An 18,507-nucleotide genomic window follows, 5' to 3' on the forward strand; every position below is an offset into this window, starting at 1 on the left:
AGCAATTATGAGTCTTAAAAAACTACTAACCATGGGGTTTGGAGCGATTCTCGCACTGATTCTCACCATTTCAGTTATCTCATCGTGGCGTTTCTATCAGTCAAATCATGGGTTCCAAAGTTATCGAGGGCTAGCATTAACCAACGTCGCGATCGGGCGAGTACAGGCAAACATTCTCGAAGCACGATTGGCCGCGCTGAAATACATTCGTACTCACGAAGCGAGCGAAATGGAGAAATTTACTCAACGCACTTCTGCCTCTCAACAACTGATCGACGAAGCGAAAGTTAACCACCTGGATGACGCGCAGAAATCTGCACTGGCCGCCGTTACCGAACAACTTCATCAGTATCAGCTTGGCTTTAACAGCGTGACCGAATTAGTCGATGAGAGAAATCGATTGGTCGACGAACTACTCACACCATCAAGAGTGACGATGAACCAATCTTTAACCAACATTGTCAATGACGCGATAGCAAACGATGATTTTGAAGCGGTAGTTAATACCAACCAGCTACAGCTCCATCTACTATTTAGCCAGCGTTACGTATCGAGCTTTTTAACTACCAATGCTCAGGCAGACGCAGAAAAAGCCGCTAACGAGTTTGAGTTAGCTCGACAGCAAGAGAAGTTAATCAGCTCACAACTCACGGCTTCTAGCTACCGCTCAGACCTCAATGAGTTGTCTATGGCGTTTGATACTTATCAAACCTCTTTTAAACAAATTTTAGACACCATAAATCAACGCAACGAGATTATATCAGGCACCCTAGATGTGCTCGGCGCTTCGATGGCAGCTTCAATTGAAGAACTAAAGCTCGCGATTAAAACCGATCAAGATACGCTAGGCCCTATAATGATCGAGCGCTTTAACACCACGCAGTTTATGCTGGTTTTTCTCGCCGCTTTCGTTGTGTTATCTGCACTGGTCATTGCTTATCAAATCTACCGCAGCGTTATCAAAACCGTCGGTGGTGAGCCAAGCTCGATTCAAGCGATCGTCGAACAGGTTTCATCCGGTGATCTCTCTAGTCAAATTGCCACCAATGGCAAGGAAACGGGGATTTATGCCAACATCCTCAACATGAGACAAGAACTACGCCGAATCATCGACGGATTCCACCAAATCTCCGACAATGTTTCATCGGCTTCCGTCGAGCTAACCGCTGTGATGAATGATACCGAGAGCAATGCGCGACAAGAACTGAGCCAGATGGAGCAAATTGCTACTGCGATCAACGAGCTATCAAGCACCGCCAGCGAAGTCAGCCAAAATGCCGCCAATGCGGAAAACGCCGCGGGTGACGCGACTTTGCAAGTGAAAGATGGCGCCAACGCACTTGATTCAACCGACGAAATCACACAAAAAGTCATCAGTTCGGTTGACGAAACATCGCGTATTGTCAATCAGTTACAAGAGTACTCGGTTGAAATTGGCACAGTAGTGGAAGTGATCAACTCTATCTCAGAGCAAACCAACTTGTTGGCACTCAACGCGGCGATAGAAGCGGCGCGCGCTGGTGAACAAGGACGTGGATTCGCGGTGGTTGCAGACGAAGTACGCTCACTTGCCGCCAAAACTCAGCAGTCAACGATCGATATTCATGAGATCATTTCCAAGCTGCAAGCTCAAGCGAATGATGCGAATGACTTTATGCAGTCGAACCTTGTGTTGACCGAAGAATCGAGCAACTACAGTAAGCAGCTCAGAGCCGCGTTCTCTTCGATCACCAACTCAGTTCAACTTATCTCAGACATGAACACACAAGTGGCGACCGCCTCTGAAGAGCAATCAGGTGTCACTCAGGATATCTCACAAAATGTCTCGCTGACCTTCGATCTGGTTCATCAGAACGTTGCGGGCATACAACAAAGCCAAAAAGCGAGCGAAGAACTGGCGTCTTTAGCCGAAAGACAAAAAGAGCTGTTAGGTTTCTTTAAGCTATAGAGCCAAAACACTCTCTTGAATTGGCTTTCGAGGGTATGCAAATAGAAAGTACGAAGTGGCGAGTGTCAGGTTGAAAGCTGGACTCGCCATATCCAATCTCAAATGTACTGCTTTTTATTGGTCTATTCGCTGCGCAGAATTTCTGGAGCACGCTCGAGTGCGGTTATCGCTGGAGCATGGCGAACGACTAATGTCGGCTCCAGCAAAGTTGGCGACTGTTCCAACTCTCCATCTTGCAATGCGGCAATCATCTTATCGAACCCCAATAGCGCGATTTGTTTCATCGGTTGACGGACACTGGAAAAGCCCAGCGACTGAGCGATAAAGGTGTCATCAAACCCGACGACTTCAACTTGCTTTCTCCGTGCTATCTCCATCGCTTTCATCGCGTTGTACAAATGGCTCGCACAGATATCATCGGAGCAAAAGACAGCTTCAAGCTGGGTGTCTTGTTGCGCGATCTCACGTGAGATAAATGCTTGCAGAGACTGCGAAGTGTAAGGTGCCAGCACACGTTGCTCTGGTAATTCCCGCCCTAACCGTTCCAGTTCACGCCTAAAGCCGATAAAGCGGTCGGAGAGTTTGTCACTCGCGCCGATAAAACCAATCCGGTGATAACCTTGCTCAACAAAATATTTGGCCACCAGCTCACCACCGTGACGGTGATTGGTACCAATGCTCGCGGTTTGATTGCTGGTTGCGGTGAGTAACACCACCGGAAAAGGAAGTGCGTCCAGATCGGCCAAATGCTGTGGTTTTAAAGAACGTGGGATCAAAAACACTCCGTCGACTTTGTGATTAACACACTCCGACATGAAGGTCTTCTCCAACTGCAAATTATTGCGGCTGTTAAACAGCAAGATACTGCGGCCGTGTTTGTAGGCCTCTTCTTCAAGCACATCAACCAACTGAGCGAAAAATGGGTTAGTCATGTTACGCACAATCACGGCAAACAGCTTGGTCGGCTTACGCCGTTTGATAGCAGGCTTCTGATAGTTAAGCGACGCCATTGCGCGGTCAACCGCCTGTTTAGCGTCAGGGGACACCTTGTCACTGCCGTTCAAAACCCTTGAGACGGTGGCGATCGATACGCCCGCTTGCTTGGCTACATCTCTGATTGTCATACCATTTACCGCCCCACTTTTAGTCGTGACTAAATGGTATCGCAAATCATGTAACAAGATTTAGTGTTACATCACAGAGCGCTGCATATTTGACCGTTTTTATCGACAAATCGGTGAATAAACTTGCCGCGCGGTTTTCTCCGCTTAGCGGTGTCACTATGATTTTCACAGGCAAAGAACTCAGGTGGCGTAACGTGGAAAACTTAAAATACAAAACGATCGACTTAGCAACAGAACGCGATGTGCGTAATTTTGAAAAGATCAAAACCAACTCGAAATACAGACCTAAGTTTCATATTACGCCACCGCACGGGTTACTCAATGATCCAAACGGTTTCTGCTATTACAACCATCAATACCATTTGTTTTATCAGTGGTTTCCTTTCGATACCTTCCATGGAATGAAGCATTGGATGCACTTGACCTCATCCGATTTAATCCACTGGCAAGAGCACGGCGCGAAAATCACGCCAACAGAAGGCTATGAATCACATGGTGCCTATTCAGGTGCGGCGATCGTTGAAGATGACCAAGCGTACCTATTTTACACCGGTAACATAAAGCTCGAATCCGACCGAGACGCGAACCAGTGTTTAGCACTACTCAGCTCGGACAACAGCGTGACCAAATATGCGGGCAACCCAGTGATCCAATCGGTGCCGGAAGGCTATACCGGACATGTACGAGATCCGAAAGTGCTCAAAGACGGCGGTCGTTACTTCATGTTATTGGGTGCGCAGCGCAAGGCGGATATGAAAGGCTGCATTATCGTTTATAAGTCATTCGACCTAACGAAATGGGAGTTCCAAGGTGAGCTAAACATCGAGATCAACGCTCCATTTCAATCTGCCTATATGTTTGAGTGCCCAGACTTACTCAAGGTGGACGGTCAAGATGTACTGATCTTTTCACCGCAAGGCGTGGAGCCACAAGAGTTTCGCTTCCACAACAAATTTAACGTCGTCTACTGCTTAGGCGCGGTCGATTTCGACAACTTGAGCTTTAAGGTTGAACATTGGGATGAGCTGGATCGCGGCTTTGACTTCTACGCGCCGCAAACCTTAGCGAACTCACCGGACAAGCCGACCTTAATCGCTTGGGCAGGTACAGACGAAGAATTGCCAAGCATGGATTACGGCTGGATTCACTGTTTAACCTTGCCGAGAAGTTTGTCGGTCAAACAGCAGCGCTTACATCAGTATCCGGAAAAACTGTTTGAGAAAGTGCTCGCGGTACAAAGCGAATCTCTGCAGCTCAACGGCGAGCAGTCTATTCACTTAGACAGCCTCTCTTTTGCTCTCAACCTAGAGCTTGAGCAAGGTGGTTGTAACTTCGAAGTTGCGCTGGTCAATGAGAACAACCGCTCGGTTAACTTAGTTGTGAATGACAATCATATCTCACTATTTCGAACCAACTACGAGCACCACGCCGAAGACTGGTGCTTTGGTTCAACACGCGAATTAGAAACAGATTACGACATCAATACGATTTCATTGATATGCGATGAAAGCATCATCGAAATATACATCAATGATGGCCGAGATGTTTTTACCTGTTTGTTTTTCCCACAAGACGTCGAACATCGACTGCATATTTCTTCAACCGACAATACCAAACTCAACATCAACCTACAGTACCTAACAAAATAATAAGTGGTGAACAGAATGAACTATCAAGCAACCGTCAACGAGATACTCGACAGTATCGGAGGTGTAGACAACATCCGCAATGCTGAGCACTGTGCGACCCGTCTACGTTTGATCCTCAAAGACAACGACAAAGTAAACAGTGAAAAAGCCAAAAACATTGAGCAGATCAGTGGTTACTTTTATCAATCGGGCCAGCATCAATTTATCATCGGTACGGGTAAAGTCTCGCACGTCTACGACACCTTGAAAAAAGCGCTAGGCGGCGAGTTTGAATCAACAGATTTCAAACAAGATGCATTTGCCGATATGACCATCAGTCAAAAACTGGTACGTACATTGGCCGATATCCTTATTCCGCTTATCCCAGCGCTGGTAACGACTGGTTTGTTGATGGGTCTACGCGGCATGCTGCTCCATTCAGGCGCACAGTTTTCTGCCGAGACCCTAGCGCTATTTAGCATGCTAACCGATACCGCCTTTGCCTTCTTACCCGTTTTAATCGCCTTCTCTGCGGCAAAGAAATTCGGTGGTAATACGATCATCGCAATCGTAGTCGGTTTGATGATGGTCGCGCCGCAACTGCCTAACGCTTGGGCAGTCGCCAACGGTGCTGCTGAGCCGATGATGGTGAAACTGTTTGGTTTCGACTTCCCGCTCGTTGGCTATCAAGGCACGGTTCTGCCTGCGATTTTTGCTGGTTGGTTTGTCGCTTATCTAGAGCGCAATCTACGCCGCTTTATTCCTGCGAGCATGGATTTGGTGTTCACGCCGTTTCTGACCATCACTATCGCGGTGTTTGTCATCCTATTCGGCTTTGGTCCAATTTTGCAGACTATCGAACACGGCTGTACCTCACTGGTTCGCATGGCGTTAGAGCTACCGATGGGGATTGGTTACATCCTATTTGGCGCGGTTCAGCAGATGATTGTTATTACCGGTCTGCACCACGCACTCGGTGTGATTGAAATCGGTCTATTGAACGAAACTGGCGCGAACCCAATTCAGCCACTAGCAACGGCGTCTATGGCTGGTCAGTTCGGTGCTGCGATTGCGGTTGCGACGCTACTGAAAGATAAGGTGAAAAAAGGTAACGCTTACGGTGCGTCGATGTCGACACTGTTTGGTATTACCGAGCCGCTACTGTTCGGTGTAAACCTACAATACGGCAAAGTGTTTATGTTCGGTATGATTGGCGGCGCAGTCGGCGGATTGGTGACTTACGTGCTTGGCATCAGCGCAACAGGTATGGGCATCACCTTCTTACCGGGCGTACTGCTTTACTCACAATCTTTGACGGCAGTGATCGGCTACTTGTGTGTGATTGCCAGCGCCTTCGCAACTTCGTTCCTATTAACTCGCTTTTACAACCCAATTAAGCGAGCGTAGAGAATAACGCTACGCGCCAGAGCGCACTATCGTTCTGGCGCCATTCATCCACCCGTGATGGGCATGTTCCATCAAACAATAAAATATAAGGATGCAGATGATGAGCAAAGTTTGGTTAACCGGAGACGCGGTCGTTGACCTTATCCCAGAGAGCTACAACACGTACTTAAAATGCCCTGGCGGCGCACCAGCCAATGTTGCGGTTGGGATTGCACGCCTCGGTGGAGAATGCGGATTTTTTGGTCGTGTCGGTAACGACCCATTTGGGCGCTTCATGCAAAAAGTGCTCAACAAAGAAAAAGTCGAAACCAGTCATTTAACACTGGATGACGAACACCGAACTTCAACCGTTTTGGTTGATTTGGATACGTTTGGCGAACGCACTTTTACCTTTATGGTCAAGCCAAGTGCCGACCAGTTCACCCAGCCACAAGATGTTCCGAGTTTTGCCAAGGGTGAGTGGCTACACTTTTGCTCGATTGCACTGGCCAACGAGCCAAGTCGAGGCACAACTCTGACGGCGGTTGAAGCGATAAAAAGCGCAGGCGGCTTTGTCAGTTTCGACCCGAACTTGCGTGAGGAAGTCTGGGCGGAACCAGAGCAGATTCGAGAAGTCGTGATGCGAGCGGTCGCACAAGCAGATGTTGTTAAGTTCTCCGAAGAAGAGCTACTTTTCCTTACTGAAACGGACACTATGGAAGCGGGTATTGCGGCGCTACGTTCGTTGGATATCCCCTTGGTACTGATCACTCTTGGGAAGCAAGGCTCACTGGCAATCTTCAACGGTAAACAACATCAAGTCGGCGTAACAGAAGCGAAAGTCGTCGATACGACTGGTGCTGGCGACGCGTTTGTGAGTGGACTATTGGCTAAGCTATCGCAACATCCAGAGTGGCAACATCAGCCGACGATTCTACAAGCGATTATTTGGGGCAATCATTGCGGCGCGTTAGCAACCACACAAAAAGGCGCGATGACGGCGTTACCAACTCGAGCGCAATTGATGGCGTCTTTGTAGAGCAATAAACGAAACGTGTCGTCAACATCGCCAAGTTAAAGTTGGCGGGAGAAAAACGAAAAAAGAGCGGTCTGCACCGCTCAAAAGCATGTCAAAGTTTATGCCTAAAACAGAATATCAATACCAAAATAGTGGCGAGTTAGAGGCCTGCACTCCTTAACTCGCCTGACGTGGTACTAAGGCTAGGGATTAGAATTGGTCTTCTTCAGTTGAACCAGTCAATGCTGTGACTGAAGAGTTACCGCCCTGAATAGTATTCGTCATCTTATCAAAGTAACCCGTACCTACTTCTTGCTGGTGCGCTACGAATGTGTAGCCCTTCTCAGCCGCCTGGAATTCTGGGCGCTGTACTTTCTCAACGTAGTGACGCATACCTTCACCTTTCGCGTAGTCATGCGCTAGCTCGAACATGTTGAACCACATGTTGTGGATACCCGCCAGAGTGATGAACTGGTACTTGTAGCCCATGTCTGAAAGCTCTTGCTGGAACTTAGCGATCGTTTCAGCGTCTAGGTTTTTCTCCCAGTTGAACGATGGAGAACAGTTGTACGCAAGTAGTTGATCTGGGTATTCCGCGTGGATTGCTTCAGCAAACTTGCGCGCTTCTTCCAGACAAGGCGTTGCTGTTTCACACCAGATTAAGTCTGCGTATGGTGCGTAAGCTAGGCCACGAGCGATAGCTTGATCGATACCTGCACGCACTCGGTAGAAACCTTCCTGTGTACGTTCGCCTTCAATGAAGTCTTTATCGTATGGGTCGCAATCTGACGTCAGTAGGTCAGCCGCATTCGCATCGGTACGAGCGATTACTAGCGTTGTTGTGCCAGAAACGTCTGCAGCAAGACGTGCAGCGACCAGTTTTTGTACCGCTTCTTGAGTCGGAACCAGTACTTTACCGCCCATGTGACCACACTTCTTCACTGATGCTAACTGGTCTTCAAAGTGAACGCCTGCTGCACCCGCTTCAATCATCGACTTCATCAGTTCGTATGCGTTTAGTACGCCACCAAAACCTGCTTCAGCGTCCGCTACGATTGGTAGGAAGTAGTCAATACCGCCTTCATCCTCTGGTGACTTACCGCTAGACCATTGAATTTGGTCTGCACGACGGAACGAGTTGTTGATGCGTTTTACTACCGAAGGAACTGAATCCACTGGGTATAGCGATTGGTCTGGGTACATAGTTGACGCAGTGTTGTTATCTGCCGCTACCTGCCAGCCAGAAAGGTAAATCGCTTCGATGCCCGCTTTAGCTTGCTGTACCGCTTGACCACCCGTCAGTGCGCCCAGACAGTTAACATAGCCTTTTTTCGCGCTACCGTTGACCAGTGACCACAGCTTGTCTGCACCACGTTGTGCAATTGTGTTTGCAGGAACCATTGAACCGCGTAGTTCAACTACTTCTTCAGCAGTGTATGGACGCTTAACGTGTTTCCAGCGTGGGTTTGTTGCCCAGTCTTTTTCCAGAGCTTCAATTTGTTGGCGGCGAGTTAATGTAGTCATTGGTCTATCCCTCTTTAGATGAGCGCCTCTTGTTTGTTAGAAATGGGCGCTGATTTTTCCTTTTCTTTGGCGGTACTTCCTGCTCCGCCGCGGAATGTTTACGTTATTGGTTGTGAAAATGTGTGTTTGCTTGTTAGTCCAGGTAGTCGTATCCCGGAACGGTTAAGAAATTCGTCAGTTCTTTGCTGGTTGTCAGTCTTGCCATCAGCTCAGCAGCTTCTTCAAAGCGACCGGAGTTGTAACGCTGTTCACCGACTTCGGCTTTCACCACGTTGATCTCTTCAGCGAGGTACTGCTCAAACAACTCGTTGGTCACCACTTGGCCGTTATCGAGCGCTTTACCATGCTGAATCCATTGCCAGATTGAAGCGCGGGAGATTTCTGCGGTTGCCGCGTCTTCCATCAAACCGTAGATAGGTACACAGCCGTTGCCAGAGATCCACGCTTCGATGTACTGCAATGCGACGCGGATGTTGTGACGCATCCCTTGCTCGGTTCTTTCACCTTCACATGGTTCAAGCAGATCTTTCGCCGTAATTGGTGCGTCTTCTTCGCGAGATACATCCAATTGATTGCTGCGCTGACCGAGTACGCTGCCAAATACTTCCATTGCCGTATTTGCCAAGCCAGGGTGCGCAACCCAAGTGCCATCGTGTCCGTTGTTAGCTTCAAGCGCTTTATCGTTTTGAATTTTATCCAGTACCTTTTGGTTCTCTTGCGGGTCTTTCGCTGGGATAAAGGCGGCCATTCCTCCCATTGCGAACGCGCCACGCTTGTGACAAGTACGAATAAGCAGTCGCGAGTACGCGTTAAGGAACGGCTTATCCATCGTGACCACTTGGCGATCTGGAAGAACGCGGTCTGGGTGTTTCTTAAGAGTTTTGATGTAGCTGAAGATGTAGTCCCAGCGACCACAGTTAAGGCCTACGATGTGCTCTTTCAGAGAGAACAAAATCTCGTCCATCTCAAATACCGCTGGCAAGGTTTCGATCAATACGGTTGCTTTGATCGTGCCAGTGTCTAAGCCAAAGTAGTCTTCGGTAAAGTGGAATACCTCACTCCACCACTGCGCCTCTTTGTAGGACTGCAACTTAGGAATATAAAAGTAAGGGCCGCTGCCTTTTTTCAACAACGCTCGGTAGTTGTTGTAGAAATAAAGCGCGAAATCAAACAGCGCCCCAGGGATAATTTGATCGTTAAACGTTACGTGTTTTTCTTTTAGGTGTAAGCCGCGAACGCGACAGATCAACACGGCTGGATCATTGTCCAACTGGTATTGCTTGCCGTTAACCGGGTTGGTGTAGCTAATGTCACCATTCACTGCATCACGCAAGTTAATTTGACCGTCAAGCACCTTATCCCAAGCTGGAGACATCGAGTCTTCAAAGTCCGCCATGAACACTTTAACGTTCGCGTTCAATGCGTTGATTACCATCTTACGATCCGTAGGACCGGTAATCTCTACACGGCGGTCTTGAAGGTCTTGAGGAATCCCCAGGATCTTCCAGCTACCTTCTCTGATATCTTGCGTATCTTGGAGAAAGTCCGGCAGTTCGCCCGCATCGATAGCGGCTTGCTTTTCTTCACGAGCAGCTAACAAGCTATCAATGCGTCCAGCGAACTTTGCACACAGAGTAGACAAAAAGTTTTGGGCTTCAACAGGGAAAACCGCTTGATGCTCTGGGGAAAGGGTATCCGTCACTTCAAGCTTGCCTTCTTGGGCTTCTGTTGTTTTTTCTCTATCTGGTGTTTGAGCAAGCATAATCTTTTCCTTACTAGAGTAATTGACGCCGGATTACATTTGTAAGTATCAAACAACAATTAACATCCAACTCAATTGTTATTCGTTTCCGGCTTATCTTCTGTCTGTGGCTTTACTTTCGCTAACCTTGGATCGCTTTGCAATCTAGACATAAGTCTTAAAAAGCTTGCATTTAAGCTATACCAGACCCGAGTATTTAGGAACCCCAAAAGTAAACAAAAAGTTAAATTCGAAGTTTTATTCCGTAAGGTAAAAAGCCCTATTTTTACACGCAAAACTGTAATTAGTTACGTAATTTAATTACAGTAAAATTGAGCATGTATAAATAGTTCAAACAAGCGTTTAACTTTGTAAGGGAGAAAGAGAAGCCTTTATTTGCACGGCTTAAGCAAGGATTTCTGAGGGTGTATTAAACAAGTCGATTTTGCGTTGCTGTAAAATTGACACTGTGAAATTTCACAATTTAATGAAATCTTCATCAAAATTTCTTTGTAAAATTTTACAAGTTAAAGTTAACCAACAGCATAAAATGCTAAAAAGCACACTAAAACTAGTGTGCTTTTTAAGTCTAATCGGGAGAATAGGTCTAATACTATTCGCTAAAGCAGTCCTGACACGACATCCGCTAATTGATTAAAAGTGCTGACTCGTGACGAACTTGGTCGCCAAACCAAGCCAATATGACGATGCGCCTGCTTACCTGGTGGATCTACTACGACCAAATTTTGATTCTCGATCAGACCATGGTCGATGGCCATTTGCGGAATAAAGGTAGTACCCAAACCATTCGCCACCATTTGCACTAGGGTGTGTAGACTGGTCGCAGAGAAAGGATTGATCTTTTCTTTATCGGTGAGTTTGCACGCCGACACCGCATGCTCGGTTAAACAATGTTCTCTTTCAAGTAAGAACACGGATTCATCCGGAAGGTCAGCGTAGCGAATCGGCACTTTGATCGAATCGGCCTGATTGCGGCTAATGATCATACGAAACGGGTCAGAGCCGACAATACGACTTTCCATACCATCGATATCGACAGGTAAAGCTAAGATCAACACATCCAATTCCCCTTGTCGCAGCGCGGCCAGCAAGTTCGTTGTGGTGTCTTCTCTTAATAACATGTTCAGTTGTGGGAAACGTTGGTTCACTTCTTGGACTAAATCGCACAATAAGAAAGGCGCAATGGTTGGGATACAGCCGACTTTCAACTGACCTTGCATTTCCCCGCCCTGACACAAACGGCCAAGCTCGACTAAATCTTGCCCTTTTGCTAGCAGCTCTCGCCCTTGAAGTACCACCATCTCACCGGCATGAGTAAACACCAGCGGGCTTTTCTTATCTTTCTTCTCGTATAAAGGACAACCAATCAGCTCTTCTAGGTTTTGAATGCCTTTACTTAGGGTCGACTGGCTCACAAAGCAGCGTTCGGCGGCTTCGCTAAAATGACGGGTTTCGTGCAAAGTCACAAGGTAATGTAACTGTTTGAGGCTGGGCCACTTATTCATAGTTTGCTTTCTAAATCAGAACAGATGTTGACCAAGTTAAAAGTTTTACGTTTATCGCTTTTTTCGATTAACTTAATCTATTTAATTCGCTTTTTTCCATACTACAATCTGTACTATAGTTTGTCTCGTACAAACACGGACCAAACCAATAACAATCAATTTGGTTTGGAACTAACCATACTTTTTAGGAGCAAAAAAATGGTACTAGTAGGTCGTCAAGCCCCAGATTTTACTGCTGCAGCTGTTCTAGGTAACGGCGAAATCGTTGATAACTTCAACTTTGCAGAGTTCACAAAAGGTAAGAAAGCTGTTGTTTTCTTCTACCCACTAGATTTCACTTTCGTTTGCCCATCTGAGCTAATCGCATTCGACAACCGTCTAGCTGATTTCCAAGCTAAAGGTGTTGAAGTAATCGGTGTTTCTATCGATTCTCAGTTCTCTCACAACGCATGGCGTAACACTGCTATCGAAGACGGCGGCATCGGTCAAGTTAAGTACCCACTAGTTGCTGACGTTAAGCACGAAATCTGTAAAGCATACGACGTTGAGCACCCTGAAGCAGGCGTTGCTTTCCGTGGTTCTTTCCTAATCGACGAAGACGGTCTAGTTCGTCACCAAGTAGTGAACGATCTACCACTAGGTCGTAACATCGACGAAATGCTACGCATGGTTGACGCACTAAACTTCCACCAGAAGCATGGTGAAGTTTGCCCAGCACAATGGGAAGAAGGTAAAGCAGGTATGGACGCATCTCCAAAAGGTGTTGCAGCGTTCCTATCTGAGCACGCATCAGACCTAGGCAAGAAGTAATTCTGCTTACACACCCTCGCTCATCGGGTGTGATGGTTGGACAATATAAAGCTAATTAAATAAAAGCACAGCGCCAATCAGTTCTAAGTAAAGTCCTATAAAAGCCCGAAGCACTGCTTCGGGCTTTTTTATTAACGTTTATCATCGCTGGCTGTACCTCAGTAGAGCAAACAAGAATTGATTGAAAACGGGATGATATATCCCAAAAGACACAATATCGCCAAAGAGACAAAACGTATCGTCTTACGGACTTTATCTTGCTCGGCTCTTTAAAGTCGAAAAAGCACTCTTTATGATGAAACACAGATGAGAGGCTAATAGCTCTCTTTACAGATTAAACTACATGGAGACTCAACATGGCTTACTTTTCACTAGCCTTTGGTACGGCAACTAAAAACCGTGATGGAAAAATTATCGAAGCGTTTTTCCCAAACCCAGTTCTTAACCCTGCAGACGCTGTTGTAGAAGCAGTAGCAAAAATCGCAGGTTACGAGCAAGGCAACCAAGCTATCGAGATCTCTGCGGCACAAAGCGCTGAGCTAGCAGCGGTATTTGAAGCAAACGGCGACGCGGCAAACGCAGCATTTGCTCAAAAAGCAGCGCAGTCAACACAGCCTCTTGTTCTGGTTATCCTAGCAACTGACGAACAGCCTCAATCGGTTGCTGAAGGCTTCTTAAAACTACAACTGATTTCTAACCGCCTAGTTCAGCCACATGGCACAGTGCTAGACGGTATCTTCGGCCTGCTACACAACATCGCGTGGACCAACGAAGGCCCGATCGACCTACCTGAGCTAGCGAATCGTCAAATCGAAGCTCGCCTTGCAGGTCGTACTCTGTCTGTAGACTGTGTCGACAAATTCCCGAAAATGGTCGATTACGTGGTTCCAGCTGGTGTTCGTATCGCTGATACTTCTCGCGTTCGCCTAGGCGCGCACGTTGGTGAAGGCACCACAGTCATGCACGAAGGTTTCATCAACTTCAACGCGGGTACAACTGGCGTGAGCATGGTTGAAGGCCGTATTTCAGCTGGTGTGGTTGTCGGCAACGGCTCTGATATCGGCGGCGGCGCGTCTATCATGGGTACACTCTCTGGTGGCGGTAAAGTGGTGGTTTCTATCGGTGAAAACTCACTACTGGGCGCGAACGCAGGTCTTGGTTTCCCACTAGGTGACCGTTGTACGGTTGAATCTGGTCTGTACGTAACGGCTGGCTCTAAAGTACGTATGCTGGATTCTGATGGTAATGAAGTTGAAGTGGTGAAAGCTCGTGACCTTGCTGGTGTTTCTGACCTACTATTCCGTCGCAACTCTGTTACTGGTCAAATCGAGTGCCTTGCCAACAAAACGGCTGTTGAGCTCAACAGCATGCTACACAGCAACAACTAATACGCGCGATCGATTCAATGTGAATCATCGAGAGTAGAATGAAGCCGAGCACAACGCTCGGCTTTTTATTGCTTTTCAGACCGCGTCAGCATTGATTGGATACTCGCGATCGCCACCAACTTATGGAATGGGATAATCGCCATTAGATAACCTTTGCCGATGCTTGAATGTGTTTCTACCATCGTACTTATCGTAAATTGGCAAGCCGAGCGTTTGTACACAGATAGCCAAACCCGCATATGCTTCTCGCTCGTGCTGCAGACAATTTCATTCTCATCCAAGTATTCGACCCGATGCAACCCTTCTCCCTTACCGACTTGTAACGCCTCTGCTGACGGGATGGCTTGGATATCTTGCACCTGAAAGCCCAGCGGTTTAACGAGCTTGTTTCGCACCGACATCAACTGTTGCACAAGCCTTGGCAGCTGACCAAAAATGGCGTGATAAACCTGTGCTGGAGTTTGCCCTTGCTTCGCGACTAAAAACGTAAACGCATCATGAAAATCGCTTTGTTTCGCAATTGGGATTAACTGACTCTGTTGCGGGAGTTTGTCGGGCTGAACCATAGCTGTTCCTTAATCATGTGAACCATTTCCGTACGAACTTCCTTCCCCCCTATCAACGCCAATAAAACCAGCCCACCAGGAATAAGAATAGCCATCAGTATTGGCCTAAGCAGATACGAAAAACAGAAAATCGTCGGTAAAAAAATCAGCAGTTGAGCCAATCTCTCAATATATTTCATCTCCATCACCTTTATTATAAAAATTGAGCATGCTCAATTTTTATAATTGAGCGCGCTCAATTTGTCAAATAAACGATCGATAGGTATGATCATCGACGAATCACTGACAGGATTAACGATGAGCAAACGACAAATCACCCGAGCGCGCATTCTATCCTCTGCTTGGCACTTATTCGCCGAGCAAGGCTATGACGAAACCACTACCCGTCAAATCGCTCGCCATGCAGAAGTCGCAGATGGCACCGTGTTTAGCCATTTTCCGACAAAATTAGACATGCTACGTGAAGGCATGTTGGCGCAACTGTCAGAATTGAGCGCCAAAGCACTCTCTTCAATCGGTGCAGCAAGCGATATCGAATTAGGGATGACATTAGTTGAAGAGTACTACCGCTTCTACTTCGCCAATGTGGCACTGAGCAAGGCGCTACTAAAAGAAGTGATCTGGGATCTCGATTACTATCAAAGCTTCAACCAAGGATTGTTTGATTCCGTTTGCATCACGCCCGAGTTAAAAAACAAAATGCAGTTGATCATCGATTGCTATTTCATGACGTTGATTACCCACCTTAGCAAGCCAACCCCTTGCGTTGAACAAGCTCTGGCTGAACTAAAAGATAAATTTCAGCAACTTATCAACTAGTGATAACGTTCATTTAATGAGCGTTATCACTCATCACTTTCACATTTGCTCAATAACATTCCATTTGGTATGACCAGTTAATAAACACATTGGTCAACCAATCGCCGTCCGTACAGCATTCTTATAATCAACATCACAACCAAGCAACAGAACTCATATCTTAAAGTTATAAAAATGTAATATATACATGGATTTACATTTACATCTTCAAGCATTCCTTTGAACAAAACACTTACCACCACATGATCTAAGGTAACTCTCCTCCTCGTGTGTAAAATGATCAAAAACGATGACTGCATTAACAAAAAAGCCACTTTTCGTTATCAAAATAATGCTCGAACGCTCATTTTTTGCGTTTGTTTGTTTTCGAATTGATTTGAATGTGCAGAATGTGCGATGTGCCATTACTAATAACGCACACAAATGGAACAAAAAGGACTCTCACTATGAACAATAAACAACCCTCTCTTTTCGGAGAGTGCCTGGCCGAGTTCATCGGTACGGGATTACTGATATTTTTTGGCGTTGGCTGTGTCGCTGCACTGGTACTGACTGGAGCTCAGTTCGGGCAATGGGAAATCAGTATTGTATGGGGCTTTGGTGTCACCATCGCAATCTACTGCACCGCAGGTGTGTCCGGTGCTCATATCAACCCAGCGGTTACTATCGCGCTTGCAGCATTCCATGGCTTTGATAAAGCGAAAGTTATTCCTTACATTCTTTCTCAACTTTTAGGTGCTTTCTGCTCTGCTGCACTGGTCTACAGCTTGTATGCAAACCTATTTACGGAATACGAAGTCGCGCATGATCTGGTTCGTTCAAGCCCAGAAGCGTTGGCGACTGCAGGTATCTTCTCAACTTACCCGAATGCTGCATTGTCATTCTTCGGGGCGTTTGCGGTGGAATTTGTGATTACCGCGGTACTAATGTTTGCGATTCTGGCGCTAGGCGATGAACACAACGGTGCATCACGCGGTGCGATGAACCCACTGTTGATCGGTATTCTTATCGCGGTGATCGGTGGCTCTTTAGGTCCACTGACTGGTTTTGCAATGAACCCTGCTCGTGACTTTGGTCCTAAGTTGTTCGCTTACTTTGCGGGTTGGGATTACGCTCTGACTGGCGCGAAAGATATTCCTTACTTTATCGTACCAATCTTGGCACCGATTGCTGGTGCATGCTTTGGCGGCTGGTTATACCCTAAAGCGATTGCGGCTCACCTACCAACTACAGGTCAAGGCTGCACTATTCCTAACCAATGTGACGACGCGGAAGACACAAAAGAAGTTCGCGCTTAATTAACTAAAATATAAAGAACGAGATTAAAAGGATCTGACCATGACCGACCCTAAATACATTGTTGCTCTTGACCAAGGTACTACAAGCTCACGCGCTGTCGTTTTAGATCATGATGCGAACATCGTCGCCGTGTCACAACGTGAATTTACCCAAATCTACCCTGAAGCTGGCTGGGTTGAACACGACCCAATGGAAATTTGGGCAACGCAAAGCTCTACACTGGTTGAAGTACTGGGTAAATCAGGCATCAGCAGCGATGAGATCGCAGCGATTGGTATCACTAACCAACGTGAAACCACAATCGTTTGGAACAAAGAAACCGGTAAACCGGTTTACAACGCTATCGTTTGGCAGTGTCGTCGTACCGCCGATATCTGTGAAGGTTTAAAAGCGCGCGGACTGGAAGACTACGTACGTGAGAACACGGGTCTGGTACTTGACCCGTACTTCTCAGGCACCAAAGTAAAATGGATTCTCGACAACGTTGAAGGTGCACGTGAAGACGCAGAAGCAGGCAAACTGTTGTTTGGTACTGTGGATACTTGGCTAGTTTGGAAGATGACTCAAGGCCGCGTACACGTGACTGACTACACCAACGCATCACGTACTATGCTGTTTAACATCAACGACCTATGTTGGGATGAGAAACTACTGAAAGAGCTCGACATTCCTGCATCAATGATGCCTGAAGTAAGACGCTCATCGGAAGTGTACGGCAAAACCAACATTGGTGGTAAAGGTGGTACTCGTATTCCAATCGCTGGTATTGCGGGTGACCAACAAGCGGCGCTTTACGGCCAAATGTGTGTCGAAGCAGGCCAAGCGAAAAACACCTACGGCACGGGTTGTTTCTTGTTGATGAACACAGGCCAAGAAAAAGTAACCTCTCGCAACGGCCTACTGACCACGCTAGCGTGTGGCCCAGCGGGTGAGCCAGCGTATGCATTGGAAGGTGCGGTGTTTATGGGTGGCGCGTCAATCCAATGGCTACGTGATGAAATGAAACTGCTAGCGGACGCAAAAGACTCAGAGTACTTTGCGACAAAAGTGGACTCATCAAACGGTGTCTACGTAGTTCCAGCTTTCACCGGCCTTGGCGCACCTTACTGGGATGCCTATGCTCGCGGTACAATCGTTGGTTTAACTCGCGGCGTGAGCTCAAACCACATTATCCGCGCAACACTGGAAGGCATTGCTTACCAAACTCGTGACGTACTAGACGCGATGCAAGCGGATTCAGAAATCAAACTGGCGAACCTGCGTGTAGATGGTGGCGCGGTCGCAAACAACTTCCTGATGCAGTTCCAATCTGACGTACTTGATACCGAAGTATTGCGACCAAAAGTAACTGAGGTCACAGCGCTGGGCGCCGCTTACCTTGCAGGTCTGGCTGTCGACTTCTGGCACAGTATTGATGAATTGAAAGGCAAAGCAGAACTTGACCGTACTTTCGTTCCTCATCACGATGAAGAAAAACGTGCTCGTCGCTACAAAGGCTGGAAGCGAGCGGTGAAATGTGCGCAGACTTGGGCCGAGCTGCGCGACTCCGACGATTAAGAACAAGACGACTGACACACTATTCGGTTAATTATGAGCAAAAGAGCATTCCTTGAATGCTCTTTTTTGCGTTTGACCCGTGATTCCCGTGGATTGCCGCTTCTCTGTGCCCATGAATTGTCGCACAATATCGCAAGTGAGCATTTTCGAAGATTTCATTTGAATCTTCCGTA

At 47.1% G+C, this 18,507-nt stretch carries 14 protein-coding genes; 9 read left to right on the forward strand and 5 right to left on the reverse strand.

What is annotated here, in order from left to right; all coding sequences use genetic code 11:
* Positions 1-7 precede the first annotated feature (7 nt).
* Positions 8-1,948: a HAMP domain-containing methyl-accepting chemotaxis protein gene (locus AKJ31_RS13750; RefSeq protein WP_053409670.1), complete on the forward strand. Its 1,941-nt coding sequence runs from the start codon at positions 8-10 to the stop codon at positions 1,946-1,948.
* Between the two features lie 122 nt (positions 1,949-2,070).
* Here AKJ31_RS13750 and AKJ31_RS13755 read toward each other — a convergent pair whose 3' ends face one another.
* Complete coding sequence (locus AKJ31_RS13755; RefSeq protein WP_053409671.1) at positions 2,071-3,072, reverse strand: LacI family DNA-binding transcriptional regulator; 1,002 nt, start codon at positions 3,070-3,072, stop codon at positions 2,071-2,073.
* A gap of 194 nt (positions 3,073-3,266) precedes the next feature.
* On the opposite strand from AKJ31_RS13755, the gene AKJ31_RS13760 reads away from it, so the two are divergent.
* From AKJ31_RS13760 to AKJ31_RS13770, 3 genes are all read left to right on the forward strand, one after another.
* Positions 3,267-4,721, forward strand: coding sequence for a glycoside hydrolase family 32 protein (locus AKJ31_RS13760; protein WP_053409731.1), 1,455 nt, complete (start codon positions 3,267-3,269; stop codon positions 4,719-4,721).
* A gap of 15 nt (positions 4,722-4,736) precedes the next feature.
* A complete protein-coding gene (locus tag AKJ31_RS13765) occupies positions 4,737-6,107 on the forward strand; it encodes a PTS transporter subunit EIIC (RefSeq protein WP_053409672.1) in 1,371 nt (456 codons plus the stop codon).
* A gap of 100 nt (positions 6,108-6,207) precedes the next feature.
* Positions 6,208-7,125: an aminoimidazole riboside kinase gene (locus tag AKJ31_RS13770; RefSeq protein ID WP_053409673.1), complete on the forward strand. Its 918-nt coding sequence runs from the start codon at positions 6,208-6,210 to the stop codon at positions 7,123-7,125.
* 189 nt (positions 7,126-7,314) lie between these two features.
* Here the strand turns inward: AKJ31_RS13770 and aceA are convergent, their stop codons facing one another.
* The 3 genes from aceA to AKJ31_RS13785 form a co-directional block, all read right to left on the reverse strand.
* Entirely contained in the window at positions 7,315-8,628 is a 1,314-nt protein-coding gene (gene aceA, locus AKJ31_RS13775) for an isocitrate lyase (RefSeq protein WP_053409674.1), read from the reverse strand.
* 133 nt (positions 8,629-8,761) lie between these two features.
* Entirely contained in the window at positions 8,762-10,390 is a 1,629-nt protein-coding gene (gene aceB / locus AKJ31_RS13780; RefSeq protein ID WP_053409675.1) for a malate synthase A, read from the reverse strand.
* Positions 10,391-10,989: 599 nt separating this feature from the next.
* Positions 10,990-11,895: a hydrogen peroxide-inducible genes activator gene (locus AKJ31_RS13785; RefSeq protein WP_053409676.1), complete on the reverse strand. Its 906-nt coding sequence runs from the start codon at positions 11,893-11,895 to the stop codon at positions 10,990-10,992.
* A gap of 198 nt (positions 11,896-12,093) precedes the next feature.
* On the opposite strand from AKJ31_RS13785, the gene AKJ31_RS13790 reads away from it, so the two are divergent.
* Together AKJ31_RS13790 and dapD are read left to right on the forward strand one after the other, a co-directional pair.
* Complete coding sequence (locus tag AKJ31_RS13790) at positions 12,094-12,705, forward strand: peroxiredoxin C (RefSeq protein WP_053409677.1); 612 nt, start codon at positions 12,094-12,096, stop codon at positions 12,703-12,705.
* A 356-nt stretch (positions 12,706-13,061) separates the two neighbouring features.
* Positions 13,062-14,093, forward strand: coding sequence for a 2,3,4,5-tetrahydropyridine-2,6-dicarboxylate N-succinyltransferase (dapD, locus tag AKJ31_RS13795; protein WP_053409678.1), 1,032 nt, complete (start codon positions 13,062-13,064; stop codon positions 14,091-14,093).
* A 65-nt stretch (positions 14,094-14,158) separates the two neighbouring features.
* Here dapD and AKJ31_RS13800 read toward each other — a convergent pair whose 3' ends face one another.
* Positions 14,159-14,659, reverse strand: coding sequence for a DUF2867 domain-containing protein (locus AKJ31_RS13800; protein WP_053409679.1), 501 nt, complete (start codon positions 14,657-14,659; stop codon positions 14,159-14,161).
* A gap of 297 nt (positions 14,660-14,956) precedes the next feature.
* On the opposite strand from AKJ31_RS13800, the gene AKJ31_RS13805 reads away from it, so the two are divergent.
* From AKJ31_RS13805 to glpK, 3 genes are all read left to right on the forward strand, one after another.
* A complete protein-coding gene (locus AKJ31_RS13805) occupies positions 14,957-15,478 on the forward strand; it encodes a TetR/AcrR family transcriptional regulator (RefSeq protein ID WP_053409732.1) in 522 nt (173 codons plus the stop codon).
* A gap of 446 nt (positions 15,479-15,924) precedes the next feature.
* Positions 15,925-16,776, forward strand: a complete 852-nt coding sequence (locus tag AKJ31_RS13810) for an MIP/aquaporin family protein (protein ID WP_053409680.1) — start codon at positions 15,925-15,927, stop codon at positions 16,774-16,776.
* Positions 16,777-16,816: 40 nt separating this feature from the next.
* The gene (gene glpK / locus AKJ31_RS13815) at positions 16,817-18,334 is read left to right on the forward strand and encodes a glycerol kinase GlpK (RefSeq protein ID WP_053409681.1); all 1,518 of its coding nucleotides are present in this window, start codon (positions 16,817-16,819) and stop codon (positions 18,332-18,334) included.
* The last annotated feature ends 173 nt before the right edge of the window (positions 18,335-18,507 follow it).

The organism is Vibrio hepatarius, from assembly GCF_001274785.1.
GTDB lineage: Bacteria > Pseudomonadota > Gammaproteobacteria > Enterobacterales > Vibrionaceae > Vibrio > Vibrio hepatarius.

Bases quoted from the DNA above. Each gene is read 5' to 3' on its own strand.
- AKJ31_RS13765 (WP_053409672.1), top strand. From the start codon at position 4,737: ATGAACTATCAAGCAACCGTCAACGAGATACTCGACAGTATCGGAGGT.
- AKJ31_RS13790 (WP_053409677.1), top strand. From the start codon at position 12,094: ATGGTACTAGTAGGTCGTCAAGCCCCAGATTTTACTGCTGCAGCTGTT.
- dapD (WP_053409678.1), top strand. From the start codon at position 13,062: ATGGCTTACTTTTCACTAGCCTTTGGTACGGCAACTAAAAACCGTGAT.
- AKJ31_RS13755 (WP_053409671.1), bottom strand. From the start codon at position 3,072: ATGACAATCAGAGATGTAGCCAAGCAAGCGGGCGTATCGATCGCCACC.
- AKJ31_RS13805 (WP_053409732.1), top strand. From the start codon at position 14,957: ATGAGCAAACGACAAATCACCCGAGCGCGCATTCTATCCTCTGCTTGG.
- AKJ31_RS13770 (WP_053409673.1), top strand. From the start codon at position 6,208: ATGAGCAAAGTTTGGTTAACCGGAGACGCGGTCGTTGACCTTATCCCA.
- aceA (WP_053409674.1), bottom strand. From the start codon at position 8,628: ATGACTACATTAACTCGCCGCCAACAAATTGAAGCTCTGGAAAAAGAC.
- AKJ31_RS13750 (WP_053409670.1), top strand. From the start codon at position 8: ATGAGTCTTAAAAAACTACTAACCATGGGGTTTGGAGCGATTCTCGCA.
- glpK (WP_053409681.1), top strand. From the start codon at position 16,817: ATGACCGACCCTAAATACATTGTTGCTCTTGACCAAGGTACTACAAGC.
- AKJ31_RS13785 (WP_053409676.1), bottom strand. From the start codon at position 11,895: ATGAATAAGTGGCCCAGCCTCAAACAGTTACATTACCTTGTGACTTTG.
- AKJ31_RS13810 (WP_053409680.1), top strand. From the start codon at position 15,925: ATGAACAATAAACAACCCTCTCTTTTCGGAGAGTGCCTGGCCGAGTTC.
- aceB (WP_053409675.1), bottom strand. From the start codon at position 10,390: ATGCTTGCTCAAACACCAGATAGAGAAAAAACAACAGAAGCCCAAGAA.
- AKJ31_RS13800 (WP_053409679.1), bottom strand. From the start codon at position 14,659: ATGGTTCAGCCCGACAAACTCCCGCAACAGAGTCAGTTAATCCCAATT.